Raw genomic sequence first — 22,445 nt, forward strand, 5'->3', positions numbered from 1 at the left:
TTATGGACGCCTCCTTCTGATGAGACGCGCAAATAAAGACGGCAGCGCTTTGATCTGCGCGCCACGCCTTGGCACAGCCCGCCCGAGATAGGCCGCCGTGCCGCGCGTTACTCCATTGTATGCCGGAATTAAGGGAAGGGGAACGCGGTCAAAATTAGGTTTGCTTTCCCCTTTGAAAACGGTATAATAAAAATAATATGCGGCGGTAAGCAGCATATGGGATAAGCTGTCTGGCATAGCCTCCAAACGGGGGTGCTGTCTGTGATTATTCTGATTCGTAAACGCGTATTTCTGCTCTCCGCGCTCTTTTGCTGTTTTCTTGCGGGCTTGGCTGCCGTCTTCTGGTTCGGACATACGCCTGCGGCGCCGGCTTTTGCCGCCCGGGACGACGTACCGGTCACGGTGGTGGTGGACGCCGGACACGGCGGGGAGGACGGAGGCGCCATATCGCCGGACGGAGTGGAAGAGAGCCATCTCAACCTGGAAATCGCCCTGCGGGTCAATGACCTGCTGCGCTTTGCGGGACAGCGGACGCTCCTGACCCGCAGCGAGGATATTACCATCGCCGACCCGGACCTGAATACCATCCGTCAGCGGAAGGTGTCCGACCTGAAAAATCGGGTGGCCTTAGTGAACAGTACGGAGAACGCCGTACTGCTGAGCGTCCACCAGAACAGTCTTCCATCCTCTGTTGTGACCCACGGGGCCCAAGTGTTCTGGAACCGGCAGGAGGGTGCAGAGGAACTGGCGGAGATCATTCAGGACGCGCTGAACGGGCACATCAATGCGGGAAATGAAAAGCATCCAAAACCTATTCCCACCACCATCTATCTGATGAAAAACATCACGGCTCCGGGAATCATCGTAGAGTGTGGTTTTTTGTCCAATCCGGAGGAGACCGTGCGGCTGCAGCAGCCGGACTATCAACTAAAGCTGGCCGCCGCCATTGCCGCCGGGTATCTGCGGTGCGCGGCGGGGGAGGAAGTGCCATGAAGCAAAGGACTATGTTCTACTGCACGGAGTGCGGAAACGAAACGGCAAAATGGGCGGGGAAGTGCCCTGCCTGCGGCGCATGGAATACCATTGTAGAACAGCCCGAGACACCCCGGGCTGGGGCGAAGGGCGGAAAAGCGGGCCGTTCCCCGCTGACCGCCCGCCGGGCCTGCCCGGTGACGGAGCTGGAGACGGACGAGGAGATTCGCTTTCCCACCGGAATGGGGGAGCTGGACCGGGTCTTGGGCGGCGGCGCCGTGAAGGGCTCCCTGGTGCTGGTGGGCGGCGCGCCGGGTATCGGAAAATCCACACTGATGCTGCAGATCTGCAGCAAACTCAGCGAGAGCTGCAAAATTCTGTATGTATCCGGCGAGGAGTCGGAGCACCAGCTGAAACTCCGGGCCCGGCGGCTCCGGGTGGAGAGCGGAAACCTCTATGTGGTCTCGGAGACCAGCCTGGGAGGGGTGCTGGAGTCCGTGGCGGCGGAACAGCCGGATGTTTTGATTGTGGACTCCATTCAAACGCTCTATAACGAGTCCCTGGACTCCCCGGCGGGCAGCGTCAGCCAGGTAAAGGACTGTACCATGGCCCTGATGCAGCTGGCAAAAGGGCAGGGGGGACTCACGGTTTTCGTCATCGGCCACGTGAACAAGGAGGGCTCCATCGCAGGGCCCAAGGTTTTGGAGCACATGGTGGACTGCGTGCTGTACTTCGAGGGCGACCAGCACACCTCATACCGCATCCTGCGGGCGGCGAAGAACCGCTTTGGAGCCACCAATGAGATCGGGGTCTTTGAGATGCGGGACGAGGGGCTGACAGAGGTGGAAAACCCCTCGGAAATGCTGCTCTCGGGCCGTCCGGAGGATACGCCGGGGACCTGCGTCACCTGCGTCATGGAGGGGATGCGCCCAGTGCTGGCGGAGATCCAGGCCCTGGTGGTGACCTCTGCCGGAGGCAATCCCCGGCGCACCAGCAACGGCTTCGACTACAACCGGGCGGCCATGCTGCTGGCTGTTTTAGAAAAGCGGGGGGGGCTGAAAGTCTCCGCCTGCGATGCCTATCTCAACATCATCGGCGGTCTTTGGCTGGACGAGCCCGCCGCCGATCTGGCGGCGGTGGTGGCTCTGTCCTCCAGCTATTTGGACAGGCCCATTCCCAACGACCTGGTGGCAATTGGGGAGGTAGGCCTGACCGGGGAACTGCGGACCGTCAATCAGCTGGCCCAGCGCATCTCCGAAGTGCGGCGGCTTGGCTTTCGGAAATGTGTCATTCCAGCCCACCGTGCGGGAAATCTGGGGCCGTTTCCCGGTCTGGAGCTGCTGCCGGCTCGAAATATCGGTGAGGCGATCCGAGCCGCTTTGCGTCCGCAGGAATGAAGTGGACGCAGGCGCCTCCCAGGGCGGGCACCCCGGCGGCCGCCGCACTGTCTAGGGTGCAGACGCCGTCAGACTGATAGACGCAGGAACTGGTGCAGGGAATCAAGCTCATGGCGATCATCCATTCTCTTTGAATTTTTCTTAGCTTGACCCGCCTGGGGAGATTTCATGCAAAAGAGGAGGCGGCAGACGTGAAGCCATGGCTGGATATTCTAGCGCTTGGAACAGTGACAGGCGTTGTAATCTATCTGCTGTATTGCCGTGGGATTGCGGTGACAAAGAGCGTTGCCGCCGTTCTGTTCGTCTTTCAGACCCGGAAAAGCGAGGACCGGGCCGCTCTGAACTCCTGTACCGGCTGGGTCCGGCATATGGGCAGGTTCCGCAGAAGAGGGACATATACGTTCACTCTGGACTGCCAGTTGTCAAACGGGGATGCCGCTGTGTCGCTGCTGGACAAAGAGAAGCGGGAATTACTGTGCCTGAACCGGTATGTAACCACCGGAAGCATAGAGCTGGAAAGCAGGTGTTATCTGCACTGGGAGTTCAAGGGCGCTACGGGAAAGTGCACCCTATACTGGAAAAACACCCCTATACCGTAGAGCTTTTAGGACTGTTGGATAACACATGGACATTGTGAAAATCTATGCGCTTGTTATAAACTGTTAAAAAAGTTCCGCTGTGATCCTCTGTAGGTTCAAACAGCACCCATTGCTCTTGCTCTTCATCATAATGTGGGTAAGCATTTGCAATCAGGCATTCAATTACAACATTGTTATCTAGTTTGATGCGTAAATCATACCACGGACTGATTTCCACAGAAATAACGGTACCATCAATGATTTCGGAATAGAATTTTTCCGCGTTGAACCATTCATCATTGTGGGTGCTTTCAGATAGATCCCACAATTGATAGTCAAAAGTCGTCACCAAAATATCATTGTTTTTGATTACTCTTGAACATCCCATAGCATGAAGTGCAAGAGGAGCAAAATCGAAATCCAGTATTTCAGCCTCACAGCAAAAATGGAGCAGTCTTTTGCCCACCAATTGATTTACAAATTGAGCAGCTGCGTAATCCATACCAAGTTGACCTCCATCATTTCTGATTTTGGAGGATGCTGTTTAATCAGGTCCGCACCCTCCGCCTATGAATACATTTTCTTAAATTTTACCATATGGACCATCCTCATTCAACAATTCGCTTTTGTGGAATTGTCGGAGTTCACGCCACAGAAGAGGGGACAATGACCTTTTGATTGACAGATCACCAATAAAGTGGTAAAATGCCAGCAGTCTGTTAATTATTGTATTTTATGTATGCGTCCGTAGCTCAGCAGGATAGAGCGTCCGCCTCCTAAGCGGAAGGCCAGCGGTTCGAATCCGCTCGGGCGTACCAGTTCAGAAATTCCCATCACCGCTCCGTTTTTGCCTTCCGGCGAAGACTGCGCTATGATGGGAGTTTCTTCGTTTTTGGTTTCGACTTGCTCCGCTGGACGCGGGACCGAAGGGAAAACGGATGCGGAAGTCTTCACGGGTTTCAGCCGTTCTAGGCCTTGTTTGAAAAAAGGCGGAATGCCCAACGGCGAGAGATTTTTTCGCCAATCAAGGCAAATTTTTGCAGGCGGGCTGACGCCCGGCAAGAAAATTTAACGCAGAGTGCCGGATAAAGATCCACCATTTGGGCGTTTTGACTTTTTTCAAACAGGGCCTAATACGGATTAGGGGAAATTTTGGCGAGAAGAGATCAAAGTGGAGATTGATTTTTGGCGGCTCCTGGACGCCATACATCGGAAAATATCCATCCGTTACGAAACTCTGATATTCTTCAAACAGGGCTGATTCAAAATTTAATAGGCAAATCCTCTGGAGGTTCTTGCAGAATTTGAAAAAAGCACAAAGCGCCGGAAATGCTCCAGCAATCCGCGGCACTGGACTTGCTGGGCAAGCCGTGGTATAATCATTTTTAGAATTCGGGGAGGAGGGATTTGCGGGTATAGATTTAATTGAACAAAATAAAAATTTTGTTCAATTAAGGGGAGCTGAAACCGTAGCAGAGGCCTCCGAGACGCGTTTTTGCCCATAGATCCGCAAAACAGTAAACATGGCCGATTATCTCACAGAAGCTCCGCAGATTCTGCGGGACTTTCTCTCATATCACGAGAATGTCAAAGCTCATTCCAAACGCACAGTCGATGAATACTTTTTGGACCTTCGAAATTTCTTTCGATATATCAAGCAAATTCGTGATCCGGCTCTGGCCGGCAAATCGCTGGATGAGATCGACATTATGGACGTCGACATCAGCTTAATCGCCAGCGTGTCGCTGACGGATATTTACGGCTATATGACCTATCTCAGCCGTGAGCGTGCCCAGCACCCCAACAGCCGTCACTCCGACTATGGCCTCAACGCCTCATCCCGCGCCAGAAAAATCGCCACCATCCGCTCCTTTTACAATTACCTGACCAACAAGGCCCACCTACTTCGTGAAAATCCTGTCAAAGATATGGATTCTCCCAAATTGCGAAAATCCCTGCCAAAATACCTGACTTTAGATGAAAGCCTGAATCTCTTGTCCTCCGTAGACGGCAAAAATCAGGAACGGGACTACTGTATTCTGACGCTGTTTCTCAACTGCGGCCTGCGGATCTCCGAGCTGGTGGGACTGAATCTCAACGACATCCAGGGCGATGCCCTGCGGGTCCTTGGCAAAGGCGGCAAAATCCGTATTATCTATCTGAACGACGCCTGCCAGGATGCCCTCTCCCGGTATCTGGCGGTACGGCGGAATATCACCGGCCGCCATGCGGGAGCCCTGTTTCTTTCGTCTCAGAATGAGCGGATCAGCCGTTCCACCGTCCATGCCATGGTCAAAAAGAGGCTGACGGCGGCGGGGCTGGACAGCACCCAGTACTCCTCCCACAAGCTGCGACATACCGCCGCTACTTTGATGCTGCAAAACGGTGTAGATGTCCGCGCGGTACAGGAGGTCCTAGGACACGACCACTTGAACACCACCCAAATCTATACCCATATTGACAATGAATCCCTGCGAGTTGCTGCAAAGGCAAATCCCTTGTCACGTGTTAAAAAATCAGGAAAAACTGACAATCAATAGAAAAACGCCGCCTCATAGGGCGGCGTTTTCCTATTCCCTGCCGCTCAGCTCACCAGCAGATTCATCCAGTTAAAGCTGGCCCTGGTCGGCACAATTCCAAGGCGCCAGATGGAGACATCCGTGATTCCCAGAAGCTTTGCGGCATTCAATTTTACCTGGACGCTGGTACTGTCATCATACCAGGTAAAATACCGCTCACCGCTCTCGGTCGTATAGATGGCGTAGCTGGTCTGATAGCTGTCCGACCAGCCGCGAATGGTGTCCGGCTGTTCCAGCCGTCTGTACAACGTCTCATTGGAGGGATACAGAGGCTTGCCGGAGACCAGCCGTTCGTTTTCGTCAATCTGCCAGGCGATATTTTTGCAGCTAAAGCCCAGCGCGATTTTTCCGGGGTCCTGAACCGCGGCGGCAATGGCCTCCAGCGACATAAATACCTGATCGATAGGTGCTGGGGCGATGTTTTTGTAGTACTCCGTCCCCTCGAAGCCGGAGAGATCCCGGGCGTCGTAGTCGTAGGCCATCAGAATGACCTGGTCTGCCAGAGCGGCAATGGAACGGTAGTCATATCCGTCGTAATAGGGCCCAGATAACAGCACCGGGGAGACACAGACATACAGCGTCTTTCCCAGACCGTGGACCTCCCTGCTCAAATCTGTCAAAAAGGCGGTGAAATCGCTCCGGGAGGCGGCCCGCAGGCCCTCAAAGTCCACTGTGACGCCGCTGTATGGATTCCGGCCCAGCTGACGGTAGGAGACGGTCAGCTCGTTGACGATCTCCTTCACGGCTTGGGCACGTCCCTCCCGGCTGGCCAGCAGCTCACGGGGAGCGGTACCGTCCATATAGACATTGAGGTGCATCCGCTTTCTGCCGTCTGCCAGAAAGGCGGCCACCTCCTGGTATCCGGTGGGGATGTAGTATTCATTGCCGCCGGCGCTGGTGGTGGTCAGCCGGGCTTGTCCACCGTCCCAGGTCATCCGGCTCCAGCCCACACTGACGGCGTCCAGATAATCCGTCAGATATAGCTGGCTGTAGGAGGCGCTGGCGTAAAACCCGTGGACCCAGCCGTTTTTCTGGTGGAGCTTCTCATAAATGCGTACCATCATGGCCGCGGCATGGGCCCGGGTAGCGGTGCTGTCCGGTGAAAATGTATCTGCAGAGGTGCCGTTGGTCATGCCGATGGTGTAGGCCACGGCGATGTATCCCCGGCGGTTGACAACATCGCCGAAGGGCAGGGAGATTCCCCTTTCAGCCAGCGCAGCCGCGCTCTTTAATCCCAGTGCCCGCACCAGCATCTCAGACATCTCTGCCCGGGTGATCCGTTCGCTGGGCCGAAATGGGGCATTGGCGTCCACCACATCGTTTTTTACGGCATAGTTAATGGCGCTCTGGTAGGTGTCAGAGAGCTTTGCCGGCAGCTCCATGGCGGAGGTGATGAAATTTTCTGCCGGGGAGGCCGCCCAATTCATCATCCGGCCCAGTACGGTTACAAACTGGGCCCTGGTCATGGAGTCCCCATAGCCGAATCTGGCGGCGCTGTATCCCTCCATCAGGCCGTATTGGACGGCTCTTTGAACCTCACCCGATAAAGCGCTCCCGGCGGGAATGTCCATATAGACGGCTCCTGCCGCCGGAACAGCCAAAATTGCTGTCAATACCGCCGCCAGAAGCCATGAAATCACACGTTTCATGGAGCTCCTCTCTCTTTCTCTCAATTCCTGAACATTTATGACTCCTATTTCTTTCCGGCAAGAGGAAAACGAACCTGAAAACCATCTTTTCCAACTGCCTGGCAAGGGCGGGAAAATAGCCGAAATGAAATATAATAGCCGCATTGCGGCTATTATAGCATAAATGGCGCTGAAATGGTAAGGTTTTTTAAGATTTTACAAATATTTTTTACGGCCAAATAATCCCAGTAATGTGTAAAAAACGGATGTCCCGATATTCGTAGGTGACCAGAGGGCGGTTGTCGGCATCATAGCTGTGGGCGGCAATGAGGATATTTTTCGGATCAGGACGCTCCCCCACGGATACTACGATGGGCGAATGCTGAAAGTCCTCCCCCTTGAAGGACAACTGGATCAGATCCCCGGGACGCAGATCCTCTATGGCGCAGGGCTCCCCTATCGGTCCGACGGAGGGTCCCCGGCGGGTCAGAAAATTGTAGAGATATGGGACGCCCGTCCAGGCCGGCGCCTTTTGGTTTGCGTCAATGTAGTACCACCCGATGTCCGGCGTAAAATTCATAACACCGCTTCCGGCGTAGATGCACTGAGAGGCGAAATTGGTGCAGTCTCCGCCCAGATTCTCGTAATCATAAAACCGGGGATTCCGCCCATAGGCCCACTTGTGGGCGTACATCACCGCGGCGGCGCGATTGTAGTTTTGGATAAAACGCATGGTCTCCCCTCCTCTTCCCCTCATCCTATGCAGAGGAGACCGGTGAGGACACAAAAGACCGGAGGCATAACGCCTCCGGTCCCTGACAGCTTGTAAATTACGCCTTGCCGTTGCAGCCCAGGACGTCCACCAGCTTGTGGCGAACCAGCTCCTTGATGTTGGCGCGGGCGGGCTTGAGATACTCGCGGGGATCAAACTTATCGGGATGCTCGTTGAAGAACTGCCGGATGGTGCCGGTCATGGCCAGACGCAGGTCAGAGTCGATGTTGATCTTGCACACGGCGCTGCGGGCGGCCTTGCGGAGCTGCTCCTCGGGGATGCCGACGGCGTCGGGCATCTTGCCGCCGTTGGCGTTGACCATCTTCACATAGTCCTGGGGAACGGAGGAGGAGCCGTGGAGCACGATGGGGAACCCGGGCAGGCGCTTGACAACCTCGTCCAGAATGTCGAAGCGCAGCGGGGGCGGGACCAGCTCGCCTTTTTCATTGCGGGTGCACTGGGCGGCGGTGAACTTGTAGGCGCCGTGGCTGGTGCCGATGGCGATGGCCAGAGAGTCGCAGCCGGTCTTGGAGACGAACTCCTCCACCTCTTCGGGCCGGGTGTAGTGGGACTGCTCGGCGGAGACATTGACCTCGTCCTCCACGCCGGCCAGAGCGCCCAGCTCTGCCTCAACAACCACGCCGTGGTCGTGGGCGTATTCAACCACCTTCTTGGTGATCTCAATATTCTCGGCGAAGGGCTTGGAGCTGGCGTCGATCATGACGGAGGTAAAGCCGCCGTCAATGCAGGACTTGCAGGTCTCAAAGCTGTCGCCGTGATCCAGGTGCAGCACGATGGGAATCTCCGGGCACTCGATAACCGCAGACTCCACCAGCTTCACAAGATAGGTGTGGTTGGCATAGGCGCGGGCGCCCTTGGAGACCTGGAGAATCACAGGGGCCTTCTCCTCGCGGCAGGCCTCGGTAATACCCTGCACAATCTCCATGTTGTTGACGTTGAAGGCGCCGATGGCGTAGCCCCCGTTGTAGGCCTTCTTGAACATTTCGGTAGAAGTGACCAGTGCCATAACAATCATCTCCTCATTATTATTGCGTCCGCCCTTCCCCATTCTGTCTTCACAAGGCAGGCGGTTCCCCGCCAAATTGAAAAAAACAGTTTTTGAAAAGGCGAAAACGTTTTTCTCCCTAGATAATATCACAAAAAAATTAAAATGCAAGTATTTACAATTCTTTTTTTCAATGATATGATAAATCACACCTTTGATTACCGCTTACGATCAGGGACAACACAAATTTTTAGGAGGTTTTTCCCATGAGTGAATTGAAAGGCGCCTGTATCTTTGGTCAGTCCGGAGGTCCCACCTCTGTCATCAACGCCAGCGCCTACGGCGTAATCAGCACCGCCCTGAAAAATCCCAACATCACCCGGGTGCTGGGCGCGGAGCACGGCATCAAGGGCGTTCTGAACGACCGCCTGTTCGATATGGGCCAGGAGGACCCCGCCGAGCTGGAGCTGCTGAAGTACACCCCATCCTCCGCCCTGGGCTCCTGCCGCTACAAGATCGCGGACCCGGACGTGGACGACACCGACTACAAGCGTATCCTGGATATTTTCAAAAAGTACGACGTCCGTTATTTCTTCTACAACGGCGGCAACGATTCCATGGACACCTGCAACAAGATCAGCAAGTATATGCAAAAGGTTGGCTATGAGTGCCGGGTGATGGGCGTGCCCAAGACCATCGACAACGACCTCTTCGGCACCGACCACTGCCCCGGCTTCGCCTCCGCTGCCAAGTATATCGCCACAAGCTGCATGGAGGTCTATCAGGACGCCCGGGTCTATGACACCGGCATGATCTGCGTCATTGAAATCATGGGCCGCCATGCCGGCTGGCTGGCCGGCGCCGCCGCCTTGGCCAGCGCCTACGGCGCGGGTCCCGATCTGGTATATCTCCCCGAGGTGGATTTCGATATGGAGCAGTTCCTCAGCGATGTGGACCGCATCTATAAGGAGAAGGGCAACTGCATGGTGGCCGTCTCCGAGGGCATCCACTACGCCGACGGCTCCTTTGTCTCCGAGGCGAAGACCTCTGCCACCGACGGCTTCGGCCACGCCCAGCTGGGCGGTCTGGCCGCCACCCTGGCCGAGGCCTGCAAGCAGAAGACCGGCGCCAAGGTCCGTGGCATCGAGCTGAGTCTGCTCCAGCGCTGCGGCGCCCATTTGGCCTCTGAGACCGACATCGAGGAGAGCTTCATGTCCGGCAAGGCTGCCGTGGAAAACGCCGTGGCCGGGATCACCGACAAGATGGTGGGCTTTGAGCGCAGCTATGAGGGCGGCCAGTACGTCTGCAAGACCAAGCTGCTGGGCCTCACCGACGTGGCCAACACCGAGAAGAAGGTGCCCCTGGAGTGGATCAATGAGACCCATAACGGCGTGAAGAAGGAATTTATTGATTACGCCCTGCCCCTGATCCAAGGCGAGCCCAAGCTGCCCAAGCAGGACTCCCTTCCCCGGTTTGCCAAGCTCAAGAAGGTTCTGGTGAAATAATCACAAAACGATATATGAAAGGCGTCCTATTTTCAAAAATGGGACGCCTTTTATATATTGGTAACCAAATATCAAACAGAAACCAGGAGGCTTTTTAGTTGTTCCTTTGTCAGCCAGGGACGCCTTCGATGAATCATACTGTGACAATTGGAACAAAGCAAAGAGATATCCTCTACCCGTGTCTGTTCACCGGGTTCCAACTCAGAAACTGGCTTTGTGTGGTGGCCTTCTATAAACTCCTGACCAATTTCACCATAATGCGCCTCAAAATCAAAACCGCAGACTTCGCATGCCAAATGTCCATGCTGTTCCAAATACCGCTTTTTTGCCAATAGGATTACCTGATGATTTCTCTCACGGAGAAGATGATTCCGTAAAACGGCACGTCCCTCTGGAAAGCCGGAATCATCCTGGGTAATATCCATGGATTCTACTGTGGGCACAAAGCTTCGCAATCCCCATTTCCCGCCGCCAAGCCCGTGAGCAGAGTAAAATAAATCCTGATTTCCATCAAAATTTTGAGAGTCAGAAGATGCTCGTTCCAACTCATGACGTACAGTGGCCTTCCAACTGCTGGTAAGAGACTTTTGGCTGCTGCTTTCGACGTAACTATAGATCTCTTCTAAATGTGCCTCTCCTCCCAATTGATTCAACGCGTCTTGAAGAAGTTCTTTCCAAGTCATAGTATCCCCCATCTCTATCTCTGTTTATCGATTCTTTTGGTAAATTGTCCAGAGCCCATCCATCAGCAAAAACTTATCATACACAATGGGATTCCGGCAGTACCGCACGATAACCGGGGCATTTCCTCCAGTGGCCACCACGCTGACCTCCTGCCCCGGAAACTCCTCTCGGATGCGGTCGATGATGCCGTCCAGCATTCCCGCGGTACCGTAGACAATTCCGGAGCGCATGCAGTCCTCCGTGGTCTTTCCAATCAGCGACTTGGGATGCTGGAGGGAGATGTCCGGCAGTTGGGCGGCCCGGCGGCTCAGGGCCTCCAGGGATACGTTGACACCGGGGAGCAGCAGTCCTCCCTCATAGTTCCGCCCCTGGGAGATGACGCCGATGGTGGTGGCGGTACCCATGTCGATGGTGATGATAGGCGGGGAAAACTTCTCCAGCGCCGCCACGGCGTCCGCCACAATGTCTGCTCCCACCTGGGTTTGGACCGTCAGCCGGATGTTCAGACCCGTCCTGACACCGGGGCCCACCACCATAGGCGGGCGGCCCAAGAGGCGCGCCAGGGCCTTTTCCATCATAAAGTTCAAAGGCGGTACCACACTGCACAAAATCGCACCGCTGACCTTGGTATAGTCAAAATGGTACAGAGTGAACAGATTCATCAGATCCACACTGATCTGGTCGGCGGTCTTCCGGCTGTCCGTGTCCAGGGAGGCCAGGAACTGCAGATTTTTTCCCCGGTCAAACAGTCCCACCGAGGTGTTGGAATTGCCCACGTCAATGGCCAGCAGCATAGCGGCAGCCTCCTTAAAATCTCAATTTCTTTTTATTGGAATTATGATACCACGTTTTTCCGCCTCTTGCAAGACTTCCGGAAAACCGGTATACTGAAAGGAAAGAAAGGAGGCGCGCCATGTTTTTCACTGACATCCCCTCCCCTGTCGGCCCGCTGCGTCTGGCCTCTGACGGGACATCCGTCACCGGACTGTGGCTGGAAAACCAGAAGTATTTTTCCACCGGATTGGACCCGGCGGCGCAAAAGGCGCCGGCGCTTCCCATATTTCGAGAGGCCGCGCTTTGGCTGGACGATTACTTTGCCGGAAACCGCCCCTCTGCCCTGCCGCCTCTGTCGCCTGCGGGGAGCGCGTTCCAACAATCGGTCTGGAACCGGCTGTTGGATATCCCCTGCGGACAGACCCGCACATACGGAGCCTTGGCGGCGGATCTGGGCTCCTCCCCCCGGGCGGTGGGAAGCGCGGTGAGCCGTAATCCCATCTCCATCCTCATTCCCTGCCACCGGGTGCTGGGGACAGACGGAAGCCTGACAGGCTACGCCGGAGGTCTGGAGAAAAAGCGGTTTCTTCTGATGCTGGAGGGTGTGGACACGACAAGGCCTAACAGCCGCGAACGCGGGAAAAGGCCGAAATTCCAGTACCTGCCGGAGGCCAGGAACAATCTGTCCCTCTCCCCAGAGGAGCCGCCTCCCCCGCCGGAGCCGGGGAAATTCCCCTGTCCCTGCTGCGGATACAAGACGCTTCCCGTGCCGAAGGCAGATGCCGCTGCCTGCATCTGCCCGGTGTGCTTCTGGGAAAACGATGTATTTGACCCCGGCGAGGACCAGCCTAGCGATGAAAACCGGGGCATGACCCTGCGCCATGGCCGGGAGGCCTTCCGGCGTCTGGGCGCCGTCCGGGAGGAGTTTTTACCCTATGTTCGGGAGCCTCTTCCAGAGGAAATTCCATGATTAAAGAGAGGGCATTGGACCGCCAATGCCCTCTCTTTAATTTATAGGATGATACAGATCAGCCCGCCGCTGCCCTCGTTGATAATTCGGGTCAGGGTCTCCTGGAGCTTCTTCCGGGCGTCCTCCGGCATCCGTTTCAGCTTGGCCTGCAAATCGTCGTTTACCAGCTCGTGGAAGCTGCGGCCAAAGATATTGGACTGCCAGATCTTGCTGGTATCCCCCTCAAACTCCTGGAGCAGGTAGTTCACCATATCCTCGGACTGTTTCTCATTGCCCACAATGGGCGAGACGGCGGTCTCTATATCCGCCCGGATCATGTGAATGCTGGGGGCGCTGGCTTTCAGCTTTACACCGTACCGTCCGCCCTGCTTCATGATCTCCGGCTCCTCCAGTGTCAGCTCGCCGATGCCGGGGACGACAATGCCGTATCCCGTCTCCCGCACGTCCCGCAGGGCTCCAGCCACCTTGTCGTACTCCGCCTTCACCGCCGCCAGACGGGTCAGCAGACTCATGAGGTCGCCATCGTCCCCCACCTCAAAACCAGACTGCTCCGAGAGCGTGTGGTAGAACAGCTCCCTGGGCAGGCTCAGTCTGGCTGTGGCCACTCCGGTGCCCAGGTCGATGCCTGTGATCTTTGCCTCGCTGATATTCTCGCAGCCGCCCAGAGCGCCGATAACGCCTTCAATCTCCCGGATATGGCGCAGCTCCGCCGTTCCCTGGCGGATGGCGTCGTACAGCCCCGCCTTGATGGGGTGATCCGCTGGCAGGGCGTCCACCCAGGGGGGCAGGAACAGATCCAGCTCCTGCATGGGAAACTCATAGAGAACGGCCTTGAGGATATTCGCCACGTCCTCCTCTCCCAGGTCCAGACAGTTCACCGGAGCGCAGTTTACCTCATACCGGGAGGTGATGTCCCTGGCGATGGCCTCCGCCCGGTCCCCCCTGGGGTCCGCGGAATTCAGCAGAACGATGAAGGGCTTTCCCAGCTCCTGGAGCTCCCGGATCACCCGCTCCTCCGCCTCCAGGTAGTCCTCCCGGGGAATGTCGGACACTGTGCCGTCGGTGGTGATGACAATGCCGATGGTGGAGTGCTCGGAGATCACCTTCCGAGTGCCGATCTCCGCCGCCTCGGTCATGGGAATCTCATGGTCGAACCAGGGAGTGGTGACCATCCGGGGCGCGTCGTCCTCAAACTGGCCGATGGCGCCCCGAACCATGTAGCCCACGCAGTCGATGAGCCGCACAGAGAAAGAGCCGCCGCCCTCCAGCTGGATCTGGGCCGCCTCCTCCGGTACGAACTTCGGCTCCGCCGTCATGATGGTGCGGCCGGACCCGCTCTGGGGCAGTTCATCCCGGGCCCGCTCCTTACGGTAGACATTTTCAATGTTTGGAATCACCTGGGTCTCCATAAAGCGCTTGATAAAGGTGGATTTGCCAGTGCGCACCGGCCCCACCACGCCGATGTAAATATCCCCCGCCGTGCGGGTGGCGATACTCTGGTAGATCGTGGTATTCATAGCATCCCGTCCTTTTTCCGCTCCATATTCATGGTTTACTCTATGTCCGGCAGCGGCAAAGTATGACAGCCCGTCTTTTTTTGGCAAAAGCGCACAAATTAGGCCTGGTTTTTCTCCATAGTTTCCGGTAGTTCTTCTTATTTACAGATACAATTTAGCGTGATAAACTGCTAATGTACTAAACGGACGGTCAGCCGCCCGAATCTGGAGGATGAAACGATGAAAAACAGGAAGAAGATTTTGACCTTGCTGCTGATGCTGGCCATGGTCCTGTCGCTGGCCGCCTGCGGCGGAAAGAAAAACGATGATCCCGTCATCGGCGGCGCGGACGGCCCCACAGACATTCAGGTGACCGACAGCGATCTGGCCTATGTCCAGGACAAGGGTACCCTGATCGTAGGCATCACGGAGTTCGAGCCCATGGATTATCAAAATACGAGCGGCGAGTGGATCGGCTTTGACGCCGACATGGCCAAGGCCTTTGCCGAGAGCCTGGGCGTAAAGGTCGAGTTCCAGGTCATTGACTGGGACAACAAGGTCTTTGAGCTGGATGGCAAGACCATCGACGTGGTTTGGAACGGCATGACTCTCACCGATGAGGTGAAGAGCGCTATGGAGTGCTCCAACGCCTACTGCAACAACACCCAGGTGGTGGTGGTCCCTGCCGCCAAGGCCGCGGATTACCAGAGCAAGGAGAGCCTGTCGGGCTTGAACTTCGCCGTGGAGTCCGGCTCCGCCGGTCAGGCCCAGGTGGAATTGCTGGGTGAGAGCTACACCGAGGTTCTGGATCAGGCCACTGCCCTGCTGGAGGTCAACTCCGGCACCGCTGACGCCGCCGTCATTGACTCCCTGATGGCCGGTGCCATGGTAGGCGAGGGCACCGGCTACGCCAATCTGACCTATACCGTCTCCCTCAACGAGGAGGAGGGCGAGCAGTACGGCGTGGGCTTCCGGAAGGGCTCCGACCTGGCCGCCGCGCTGAACGATTTCTTTAAGACAAGCTACGCTGACGGCTCCATGGTGACCTGCGCCGAGACCTACGGCATCCAGGCCGCGCTGATTGAGCAGTAATTCCGTAACACAGCTTTCTAAATCAAACCGCAGACAGAGAAACGCGGAGGGGATTTCTGCCCCTCTGCGTTTCCCCGTCTAGTAAAATCAACGACAAGGTGGGACTAACTGTGTTTGAAACCGTCCTAGGCGCCCTGACCATGGGCTTTCTCCAAACGCTGAAACTGTTTGCCGTCACCCTGATTGGGGCCATTCCCCTGGGATTGGTGGTCTCTTTCGGCTCCATGAGCCGTTTCACCCCCCTGCGGTGGCTGACCAGGACGGTGGTGTGGGTGATCCGCGGGACGCCGCTGATGCTCCAGTTACTGATTATCTTTTTCATCCCCGGCCAGCGGCTGGGTTCCAGTCCCTGGCCCAGCGGAGAGTCCGGCCGCTTTCTGGCCGCCGCCATTGCCTTCATCATCAACTACGCCTGCTACTTCTCCGAGATTTACCGGGGCGGAATCCAGAGTATCCCAGTGGGACAGCAGGAGGCCGGTCTGGTACTGGGCATGACAAAAAAACAGATTTTCTTCAAGGTAACGCTGCTGCAGATGATTAAGCGTATTGTCCCTCCCATGTCCAATGAGATCATCACCCTTGTGAAGGATACCTCCATTGCCCGCATCATCTCCCTCCAGGAGGTCATCTGGGCTGGCTACGCCTTTTTGAAGGGTTCCCACGGCTATTCCGGACTGACCTGGCCCCTGTTCTTCACCGGCGTGTACTATCTGGTGTTCAACGGCGGTCTGACTCTGCTCTTCGGCAGGGTAGAGAAGAAGCTGGACTATTTCAAGTAAGGGGGATAGCTACATGTCTATTTTGGAAGTACATAATATCGAAAAGCACTTTGGGGCCACCCGTGTGCTGGAGGACATCAGCTTCTCTCTGGAGCAGGGCCAGGCCTTGGCTATCATCGGTTCCTCCGGCTCCGGCAAAACCACCCTTCTGCGGTGCCTGAACTTTCTGGAGACCCCGAACAGCGGCTCCATCTCCGTCAATGGAAGCGTGATCTTCAACGCCGCGGACCCCGCAACGCAGCTGGAGAGCGAGATCCGGAAAAAACGTCTCCACTTTGGTCTGGTATTTCAGAACTTCAACCTCTTCCCCCAGTATACGGCCCTGCAAAACGTCACTCTGGCCCGGGAACTGCTGGCCAAGGAGCGGGGCGGCGAGAGCAGGGACCACATTTTGGAGGCCGGAAAGGAGCTTCTTGCCCAGATGGGCCTTGCGGACCGGGCGGGCCACTATCCCCACCAGCTCTCCGGCGGACAACAGCAGCGAGTGGCGATTGCAAGGGCTTTGGCTTTACAGCCAGACATCCTCTGTTTTGACGAGCCAACCTCCGCCCTGGACCCGGAGCTCACCGGCGAAGTTCTGCGGGTTATCCGGGGATTGGCAGAACAGAAAACCACCATGATTATTGTCACCCATGAGATGGCCTTTGCCCGGGATGTGGCGGATCAGGTCATCTTTATGGACGGAGGCGTAATCGTAGAACAGGGCGACCCCCGCCAGGTCATCGACCATCCCCAAGAGGAGCGGACCCGGCAGTTTTTGGCCCGGTACGGGGAGGGCTGACATGAATACGCTGACGCTCACCAGCCCCGCCTTTGCGAAGGGCTGTCCCATCCCGAAGAGGCACACCGGCTTTGGAGAAGACCTCTCCCCTGCCCTGTCCCTGTCTGGCCTCTGTGACGCAGCTGTCTCCATGGCTCTGGTTCTGGAGGACCTGGATGTTCCCTTCTGCAAAGCATACTGCCACTGGCTGGTTTGGAATCTGCCGCCCATGGCGGAGATCCCGGAGGGGATTCCCCACGGACCATCGGTCCCGTCCCTGGAAAACGCCGTTCAAGGCATAGGATACGGCGTCCATCGCTACCGGGGCCCCTATCCGCCGCCGTTTCTCCGCACCCCCCACCGGTATGTCTTTCGAGCCTATGCACTGGACTGCCGTCTGGACCTCTCCCCCACCGCCCGGCGGCGGTCGCTCATGAACGCCATGTCCGGCCACATTTTGCAAGAGACCTCCCTCCTGGGTACTTTTCAGCGAACATAAACTGAAAAAACGTGGAGACTGCCGGAAGGCGGTCTCCACGTTTTTTCCTCATGTCCGTTTTCTGGGGATCAGCAGCAGCTTCTCTCTGGGGATGTCCTGTTCCGTCTCCAGCTGGTTTGCCGACAGGATGGTAGGGATGGTGGTATTGTACTTCTTCGCAAGATCCCATGCGGTCTCCTGCTTACCCAGGCACCGCAGTACCAAAGACGGTGCGCCGCTGAGATCCTTGGCCGACTCTGTATCCAGCTTGGCTGCGGAGATACAGATCTTCTTCACTCTGGCCGTGGCCTCCACCCGGAAGTCCACCGGGAAACGCACTTCAATTCCCCGGTCTCCCAAGGTACCCTGCACCTCCTCGGCGCAGATGGCCCGGGCGGTAATCCGGCAATCCTCCGGCAACTCCAGCTGGCAGACTACATCAATGCACCGATCCGCCACCAGAGGCACCCCCCCCTCGTCCAGATACAGCGCCTGGACAGAGGCTCCGGTGCGCAGGGTAACTCCCTCTCCTTCCCGGATGGCGGACACCGGTCCGCAATTGACCGACAAGGACAGGATGGACTCCGCCACCACACCGATCTCCAGGACCTCCCGGACAGTCTGTCGGCGGCTCATGGTTTCGCAGAAGCTGGTCAGATTCAGCGGCGCCGCCTCGTACGTCATGTCATAGGCGGTGGAATAGAGGTCGTTCAGCATTGTGACCTCCTCCTCCGTCCGCAGAAGGGCTACGGCGTGGAAATACAGCGTCACCGCAATCTGGCGGCCCTCGTCGTCCGCGTTGTCGATCTGAAAATCCGTTCCGGTGAGTTGCAGCTGCACAGCGGCCGCGGCTCCCTCTGAAGCGCCCTCCATCTCCATGATCTGAGAGAAGGGCAGCTCGGCGGAGGTAGTACAGCAGCGGCCCTCTGCCGTTCGATACAGCAGGGCGACGTTAAACATACCCTTGAATACCAGTTTGCTGCCCACCACCTTTGCCTCGGTGACGGTACCGCACACCCGGCTGGTCAGAAGCTCCGCCGCTCCCTCCCTGCCCGGAGAGAGATTCATCTCCTCTGAAAAGGTATAATCCTTTTCAGCAATATGTGTCAGCAGGATTGCGTGCTGCTGTTCCTGCCGCTTCTCCACACACAGCTCCTTCTCTGCCTCCACGTCCGTGCAGAAGTCCAGCGGCACCCGCTGATAGCCGGTAAGGCGTGTCACCAGCTTGCAGTGCGTAAAGACCTTCCTGGGATTCAGCATTCGGGTCTCCAGAAATTCCGACTCTGTCTCCGCTGTCAAATATGTACAGCCCGCCATTGCCCGGCTGTCGCTCTCCACGGTGAATGGCATGGCAAATTCCAGCGTGCGAATTCCGCTCTCTCCATCCGGCGTGTACAGCACCGTCACTCGAATGGTGCCGGATACCTCCGCCTTACCATCCCGCAGCTCCCGGCTGTGGAGGAACACCTTCCCCTCTGTCTCAATGATCCGCGCAATGTCCGGGCAGTAGTCCGGCACAATGGTCTCCGTCGTCTCCTCCTGGGTCAGCGCCAGCTCCCCGCCTACCTCATAGGCGTCCAGACCGGCTCTTTTTAATTCCAGCTCCATATGACAGTCCTTCCTTTCCCGGCAGTTCATGTCCCAATCTATGAATTGCCGGCGGTGTTTATGCCACCTTTTGAAGGACAATTCGCTCTCTTAATCCTTAATCTTGAACAGGCGGCGCAGAATGCCCCGCAGAGCCTTGGGTGATTTCCAGACTACGATGTTCATAAAAATACTCCTTTCTACCGCTTGCAGCAGGCAAGGCCGCACGCGATCAGCACACAGGCCACCAGGAACATCAGCGCTCCCACAGGGAAAACAGCGGCGATCAGGATTCCGACGCCCAGCGCCACAGCGAAAACCCCGATAAACCAGCCGCCTCCCGGTTGTTGATTGCACATACGTCCCGCCCCCTCTCCTGATAACAGTATATCCAATGGGATTGTCCCAGGTGCAAGGGTATGAAAAAAGCCTGCCGAATGGTTTAATCATCCGGCAGGCCGTCTCTATATTCCGTTATAATGTTTTTTTAACTCAATATATCGGAATTATTTTTTGCCCTTTTGCACCTGCCAATCCTGAATCGGTTTCAGCTCCTCATAGAGCCGCAGATAGCTCCGATGGCGGCTCTCCTGGATCTTTCCCTGCCGCAGGGCTTCCAATACAGCGCAGCCCTTCTCCTTGGTGTGACTGCACCCCACAAACTGACACTTGTCCAAATAGGATACAAATTCCAGAAAGGTCTCCGGCAGCCGGCTTTTCAGCTCCAGGTTCAGCTCGTCCGTCTCAAAGGAGGAAAAGCCCGGGGAGTCCACTACCGCGGCTCCACAGCTCAGCTTGTAGAGCTCCACATGGCGGGTGGTGTGACGGCCACGCCCGAGGGCCTGACTGACCTCCCCCACCTGGATACGGAACGTCGGGTCCAACGCATTCAGAATGCTGGACTTTCCAACGCCAGAATTCCCTGTAAAGGCAGATAGCTTTCCAGCAATCAGATCTTTCAAATCCTCTATCCCCTCCCCTGTCTCCGCACTGACGCGGAGTGTGGGAAAGCCGGCGGCGTGATAGATTTCGTATAATTCATCCGCCCGATCCAGGTCGCATTTGTTCAGGAGAACCACAACCCGGCACTCTTTCAGCGCCGCGATGGCGGCCACCCGGTCTATGAGGTACGGGTCCGTCCTGGGAATGGCGGCGGAGGCGATGACCACCAGCTGGTCGATATTGGCCACGGCGGGCCGGGCAAAGGTGTTTTTTCGGTTGCAGATTCGCTCCACAAATCCCTCGCCGCCGCCCAGTTCCCGGACCTCTACCAAATCTCCCACCAGGGGGGAAATTCCATCCTTACGGAATTTCCCCCTGGCGCGGCAGGTGAGAATCTGACCGTTTGTCTCCACATAATAGAAGCCGCTGAGGGCCTTTTGAATCCGTCCCTCTGTCATCATGTGCCAAACGAAATATCTTCGTCCCGGAATAGCTCACCGTCAATATAGACGGTGATGTGGGCCGTTCCCGTTCCCTCCAGGAGTATGAAATAGCTGCCGGGACGGCAGTCCACAGGCTCGTTTAGCAGGCAATCCGCATCCTGGAAAATCTGCAGCACTGCACTGTCACGGTCTGCAGGCAGGGGGATGGTAAGACCATAAGTCATGATGTCGCCCTCTCCTTCTTCCGGACCGTCGCTGACCACCACGTTAATCTTAGTGCCGGGAGCAACCTCGCCAGTGCTGGGGTCCTGGCGAATAATCAGTCCCGCCCGCACTTCTGTGCTGGGCTCGGATGTGACCTCGCCAATCTCCAGGCCGCCAACCTGGAGCAAACTTTTCGCCAGATCCAGATCAATACCGGTCACAGAGATTACCTGGACCGGCTGCGGTCCTTTGCTGAGGACCACCCGGACCGTATCGCCGTCCTTTAGCACCGAGCCCTCGGCCGGCTCAAAGGAGATCACGTGGCCTTTGGTCACCTCATCACTGTACTCCCTCTCCCCCTCCTCAATGGTCAGATTGAACTTCTTCTTCAAATCCTGCATCATCACCGTGACTTCTGCCATAGAGCGGTCCTTTAGATTCAGCATGTTTCCGGTCTCCTGACCGGCGCTGATCCAGACCTTAATCTCCAGACTGTCGCCCTTGCGGGTCTCCCCTGCCGCCGGCTCCTGTTTGGCAATCTCTCCCGGAGCAAAGTCGTTGGAATAGATGGTCTCATTCTGTTGGGTAAGTGTAAAAATGCCTTTTATCTCCGCCAGCTCGCCCGCACTCTCCAGGGTCTGGCCCAGCACATTCGGCACGGCGTACTGCTCCGGCGCTGCCGGCTGGAAAGACCCCAGAATAGAGCGGAACAGCACCCCTGCCAGAGCCAGCGCCAACAGACATGCCACGACAACCAGCGCCACCCGTCCTTTGCTGACGACGGGCTCCGGCGGGTCATAGTCATCGTAATCCCAGCGGCGCTCCCGCTCCCGGACCGGGGTAGAGCGGTGTGAGACCGCGATGCTGCCGCCATGCGCCCCGCTGGTCCGCAGCTTCATGGTGGGCTCATCCACCTCCTCGGGCCGCAGGTCCTTCATCTCGAAGTCCAGGTTGGTGTCTGGATTCTTGCGGAATGTTTCCAGATCCAGGATCATCTCCTCCGCGGAGCTGTACCGGAGGTCGATGTTAGGGGCCATGGCCTTCATGCAGATCAGCTCCAGCTGCTCCGGAATCTCTGGATTGATCTCCCGGGGAGCCAGGGGGATGGAGCTCAGGTGCTGGATGGCTACGGATACGGCGGAGTCCCCCTCAAAGGGCAGCCGTCCCGCCAGCATTTCATACAGCACCACACCGGCGGAGTAGATGTCGCTGCGGGCGTCGGTCCGGTCGCCCCGGGCCTGCTCCGGCGAGATATAGTGGACAGAACCCAGGGCCTCCTGGGTCAGCGTCTGGGCAGAGTTTTCAAGGCAGGCGATACCGAAGTCGGCCACCTTCACGCTGCCGTCCCGCAGGACCATGATATTCTGGGGCTTGATGTCCCGGTGGACGATGCCCCGGCTGTGGGCGTGGGAGAGGCCCCGCATGATCTGGGTGATGAAGTGCAGAGACTCCCGCCAGTTCAGACGGCCCCGTTTTTCCATATACTGCTTCAGCGTAATGCCGTCAATCAGTTCCATGACGATATACTCAATATCGCCGCCCTTGGAGACGTCGTATACAGACACGATGTTGGGGTGGGACAGCTGGGCGACGGCCTGGGATTCCGCATTGAAACGGCGGCGGAAATCCGCGTCTTGGGCCAAGTCGCTCTTCAAAATCTTGATGGCCACCAGACGGTTGAGCCGGTGGCACTTGGCCTTGTAGACCACCGCCATGCCGCCCATACCGATCCGCTCCAGAATCTCGTAACGGTTATCCAGCATTTTTCCAATGTATTGATCCATATTGCCTCCCCCTTT

The 22,445-nt window shown here is 56.8% G+C and carries 23 protein-coding genes and 1 tRNA gene; 12 read left to right on the plus strand and 12 right to left on the minus strand.

Annotation, left to right across the window (positions count from 1 at the left end; translation table 11 throughout):
• Window positions 1-354 carry a hypothetical protein gene (locus C816_RS24590; protein WP_207636959.1) on the minus strand — a complete coding sequence of 118 codons (354 nt, stop codon included), beginning with the start codon at window positions 352-354 and terminating at the stop codon, window positions 1-3.
• Between C816_RS24590 and C816_RS16385 the strand changes: the two genes are divergently transcribed.
• The 3 genes from C816_RS16385 (at window position 328) to C816_RS16395 (ending at window position 2,968) form a co-directional block, all read left to right on the plus strand.
• Window positions 328-993: an N-acetylmuramoyl-L-alanine amidase gene (locus C816_RS16385; protein ID WP_242832227.1), complete on the plus strand. Its 666-nt coding sequence runs from the start codon at window positions 328-330 to the stop codon at window positions 991-993. The two genes, C816_RS24590 and C816_RS16385, sit on opposite strands and share 27 nt — an antisense overlap.
• A complete protein-coding gene (radA, locus tag C816_RS16390; RefSeq protein WP_016323522.1) occupies window positions 990-2,369 on the plus strand; it encodes a DNA repair protein RadA in 1,380 nt (459 codons plus the stop codon). The genes C816_RS16385 and radA overlap by 4 nt, the downstream gene beginning before the upstream one ends.
• 191 nt (window positions 2,370-2,560) lie before the next feature.
• Window positions 2,561-2,968 carry a hypothetical protein gene (locus tag C816_RS16395; RefSeq protein ID WP_016323523.1) on the plus strand — a complete coding sequence of 136 codons (408 nt, stop codon included), beginning with the start codon at window positions 2,561-2,563 and terminating at the stop codon, window positions 2,966-2,968.
• Here the strand turns inward: C816_RS16395 and C816_RS16400 are convergent.
• Window positions 2,958-3,449: a hypothetical protein gene (locus C816_RS16400; protein WP_016323524.1), complete on the minus strand. Its 492-nt coding sequence runs from the start codon at window positions 3,447-3,449 to the stop codon at window positions 2,958-2,960. The two genes, C816_RS16395 and C816_RS16400, sit on opposite strands and share 11 nt — an antisense overlap.
• A 239-nt stretch (window positions 3,450-3,688) precedes the next feature.
• Here C816_RS16400 and C816_RS16405 point away from each other — a divergent pair.
• The 3 genes from C816_RS16405 (at window position 3,689) to C816_RS16410 (ending at window position 5,487) form a co-directional block, all read left to right on the plus strand.
• Window positions 3,689-3,765, plus strand: a tRNA-Arg gene (locus C816_RS16405).
• 53 nt (window positions 3,766-3,818) lie between these two features.
• On the plus strand, window positions 3,819-4,019 hold the full coding sequence (locus tag C816_RS25095; RefSeq protein ID WP_242832228.1) for a hypothetical protein: 201 nt from the start codon (window positions 3,819-3,821) through the stop codon (window positions 4,017-4,019).
• Window positions 4,020-4,470: 451 nt separating this feature from the next.
• Window positions 4,471-5,487, plus strand: a complete 1,017-nt coding sequence (locus C816_RS16410; protein WP_016323525.1) for a tyrosine recombinase XerC — start codon at window positions 4,471-4,473, stop codon at window positions 5,485-5,487.
• 44 nt (window positions 5,488-5,531) lie between these two features.
• Here C816_RS16410 and C816_RS16415 read toward each other — a convergent pair whose 3' ends face one another.
• From C816_RS16415 to fba, 3 genes are all read right to left on the minus strand, one after another.
• The gene (locus C816_RS16415) at window positions 5,532-7,175 is read right to left on the minus strand and encodes a glycosyl hydrolase family 18 protein (protein WP_051147110.1); all 1,644 of its coding nucleotides are present in this window, start codon (window positions 7,173-7,175) and stop codon (window positions 5,532-5,534) included.
• Between the two features lie 208 nt (window positions 7,176-7,383).
• Window positions 7,384-7,887 carry an amidase domain-containing protein gene (locus C816_RS16420; protein ID WP_016323527.1) on the minus strand — a complete coding sequence of 168 codons (504 nt, stop codon included), beginning with the start codon at window positions 7,885-7,887 and terminating at the stop codon, window positions 7,384-7,386.
• A gap of 97 nt (window positions 7,888-7,984) precedes the next feature.
• On the minus strand, window positions 7,985-8,953 hold the full coding sequence (gene fba, locus C816_RS16425; protein ID WP_016323528.1) for a class II fructose-1,6-bisphosphate aldolase: 969 nt from the start codon (window positions 8,951-8,953) through the stop codon (window positions 7,985-7,987).
• Window positions 8,954-9,198: 245 nt separating this feature from the next.
• On the opposite strand from fba, the gene C816_RS16430 reads away from it, so the two are divergent.
• Window positions 9,199-10,437 carry a 6-phosphofructokinase gene (locus C816_RS16430; RefSeq protein ID WP_016323529.1) on the plus strand — a complete coding sequence of 413 codons (1,239 nt, stop codon included), beginning with the start codon at window positions 9,199-9,201 and terminating at the stop codon, window positions 10,435-10,437.
• Window positions 10,438-10,508: 71 nt separating this feature from the next.
• Here the strand turns inward: C816_RS16430 and C816_RS22980 are convergent, their stop codons facing one another.
• Both C816_RS22980 and C816_RS16440 read right to left on the minus strand, forming a co-directional pair.
• On the minus strand, window positions 10,509-11,120 hold the full coding sequence (locus C816_RS22980; RefSeq protein WP_016323530.1) for an HNH endonuclease: 612 nt from the start codon (window positions 11,118-11,120) through the stop codon (window positions 10,509-10,511).
• A gap of 24 nt (window positions 11,121-11,144) precedes the next feature.
• Window positions 11,145-11,915, minus strand: coding sequence for a type III pantothenate kinase (locus C816_RS16440; RefSeq protein ID WP_016323531.1), 771 nt, complete (start codon window positions 11,913-11,915; stop codon window positions 11,145-11,147).
• Between the two features lie 119 nt (window positions 11,916-12,034).
• Between C816_RS16440 and C816_RS25720 the strand changes: the two genes are divergently transcribed.
• Window positions 12,035-12,865 (plus strand): methylated-DNA--[protein]-cysteine S-methyltransferase, encoded by an 831-nt coding sequence (locus C816_RS25720; RefSeq protein WP_016323532.1) that lies wholly within the window; start codon window positions 12,035-12,037, stop codon window positions 12,863-12,865.
• A 41-nt stretch (window positions 12,866-12,906) separates the two neighbouring features.
• Here the strand turns inward: C816_RS25720 and spoIVA are convergent, their stop codons facing one another.
• On the minus strand, window positions 12,907-14,382 hold the full coding sequence (spoIVA, locus tag C816_RS16450) for a stage IV sporulation protein A (protein WP_016323533.1): 1,476 nt from the start codon (window positions 14,380-14,382) through the stop codon (window positions 12,907-12,909).
• Between the two features lie 219 nt (window positions 14,383-14,601).
• Between spoIVA and C816_RS16455 the strand changes: the two genes are divergently transcribed.
• The 4 genes from C816_RS16455 to C816_RS16470 all read left to right on the plus strand — a co-directional run bounded on the left by C816_RS16455 (window position 14,602) and on the right by C816_RS16470 (window position 17,491).
• Window positions 14,602-15,453, plus strand: coding sequence for a transporter substrate-binding domain-containing protein (locus C816_RS16455; RefSeq protein WP_016323534.1), 852 nt, complete (start codon window positions 14,602-14,604; stop codon window positions 15,451-15,453).
• Window positions 15,454-15,593: 140 nt separating this feature from the next.
• Window positions 15,594-16,232, plus strand: a complete 639-nt coding sequence (locus C816_RS16460; protein WP_051147119.1) for an amino acid ABC transporter permease — start codon at window positions 15,594-15,596, stop codon at window positions 16,230-16,232.
• Between the two features lie 13 nt (window positions 16,233-16,245).
• Window positions 16,246-17,013 carry an amino acid ABC transporter ATP-binding protein gene (locus C816_RS16465; RefSeq protein ID WP_016323536.1) on the plus strand — a complete coding sequence of 256 codons (768 nt, stop codon included), beginning with the start codon at window positions 16,246-16,248 and terminating at the stop codon, window positions 17,011-17,013.
• Window position 17,014: 1 nt separating this feature from the next.
• The gene (locus C816_RS16470) at window positions 17,015-17,491 is read left to right on the plus strand and encodes a YbhB/YbcL family Raf kinase inhibitor-like protein (protein WP_016323537.1); all 477 of its coding nucleotides are present in this window, start codon (window positions 17,015-17,017) and stop codon (window positions 17,489-17,491) included.
• Window positions 17,492-17,539: 48 nt separating this feature from the next.
• On the opposite strand, the gene C816_RS16475 is transcribed toward C816_RS16470, so the two are convergent.
• From C816_RS16475 to pknB, 4 genes are all read right to left on the minus strand, one after another.
• Window positions 17,540-19,078, minus strand: a complete 1,539-nt coding sequence (locus C816_RS16475; protein ID WP_016323538.1) for a DUF3794 domain-containing protein — start codon at window positions 19,076-19,078, stop codon at window positions 17,540-17,542.
• Window positions 19,079-19,257: 179 nt separating this feature from the next.
• Window positions 19,258-19,416 carry a hypothetical protein gene (locus tag C816_RS24345; RefSeq protein ID WP_016323539.1) on the minus strand — a complete coding sequence of 53 codons (159 nt, stop codon included), beginning with the start codon at window positions 19,414-19,416 and terminating at the stop codon, window positions 19,258-19,260.
• Between the two features lie 147 nt (window positions 19,417-19,563).
• Entirely contained in the window at window positions 19,564-20,460 is an 897-nt protein-coding gene (gene rsgA, locus C816_RS16480) for a ribosome small subunit-dependent GTPase A (protein WP_016323540.1), read from the minus strand.
• Complete coding sequence (pknB, locus tag C816_RS16485; RefSeq protein WP_016323541.1) at window positions 20,457-22,430, minus strand: Stk1 family PASTA domain-containing Ser/Thr kinase; 1,974 nt, start codon at window positions 22,428-22,430, stop codon at window positions 20,457-20,459. Before pknB ends, rsgA begins: the two co-directional genes overlap by 4 nt.
• Between the last annotated feature and the right edge of the window lie 15 nt (window positions 22,431-22,445).

Source organism: Oscillibacter sp. 1-3 (genome assembly GCF_000403435.2).
In the GTDB taxonomy this organism is placed as follows: domain Bacteria; phylum Bacillota; class Clostridia; order Oscillospirales; family Oscillospiraceae; genus Oscillibacter.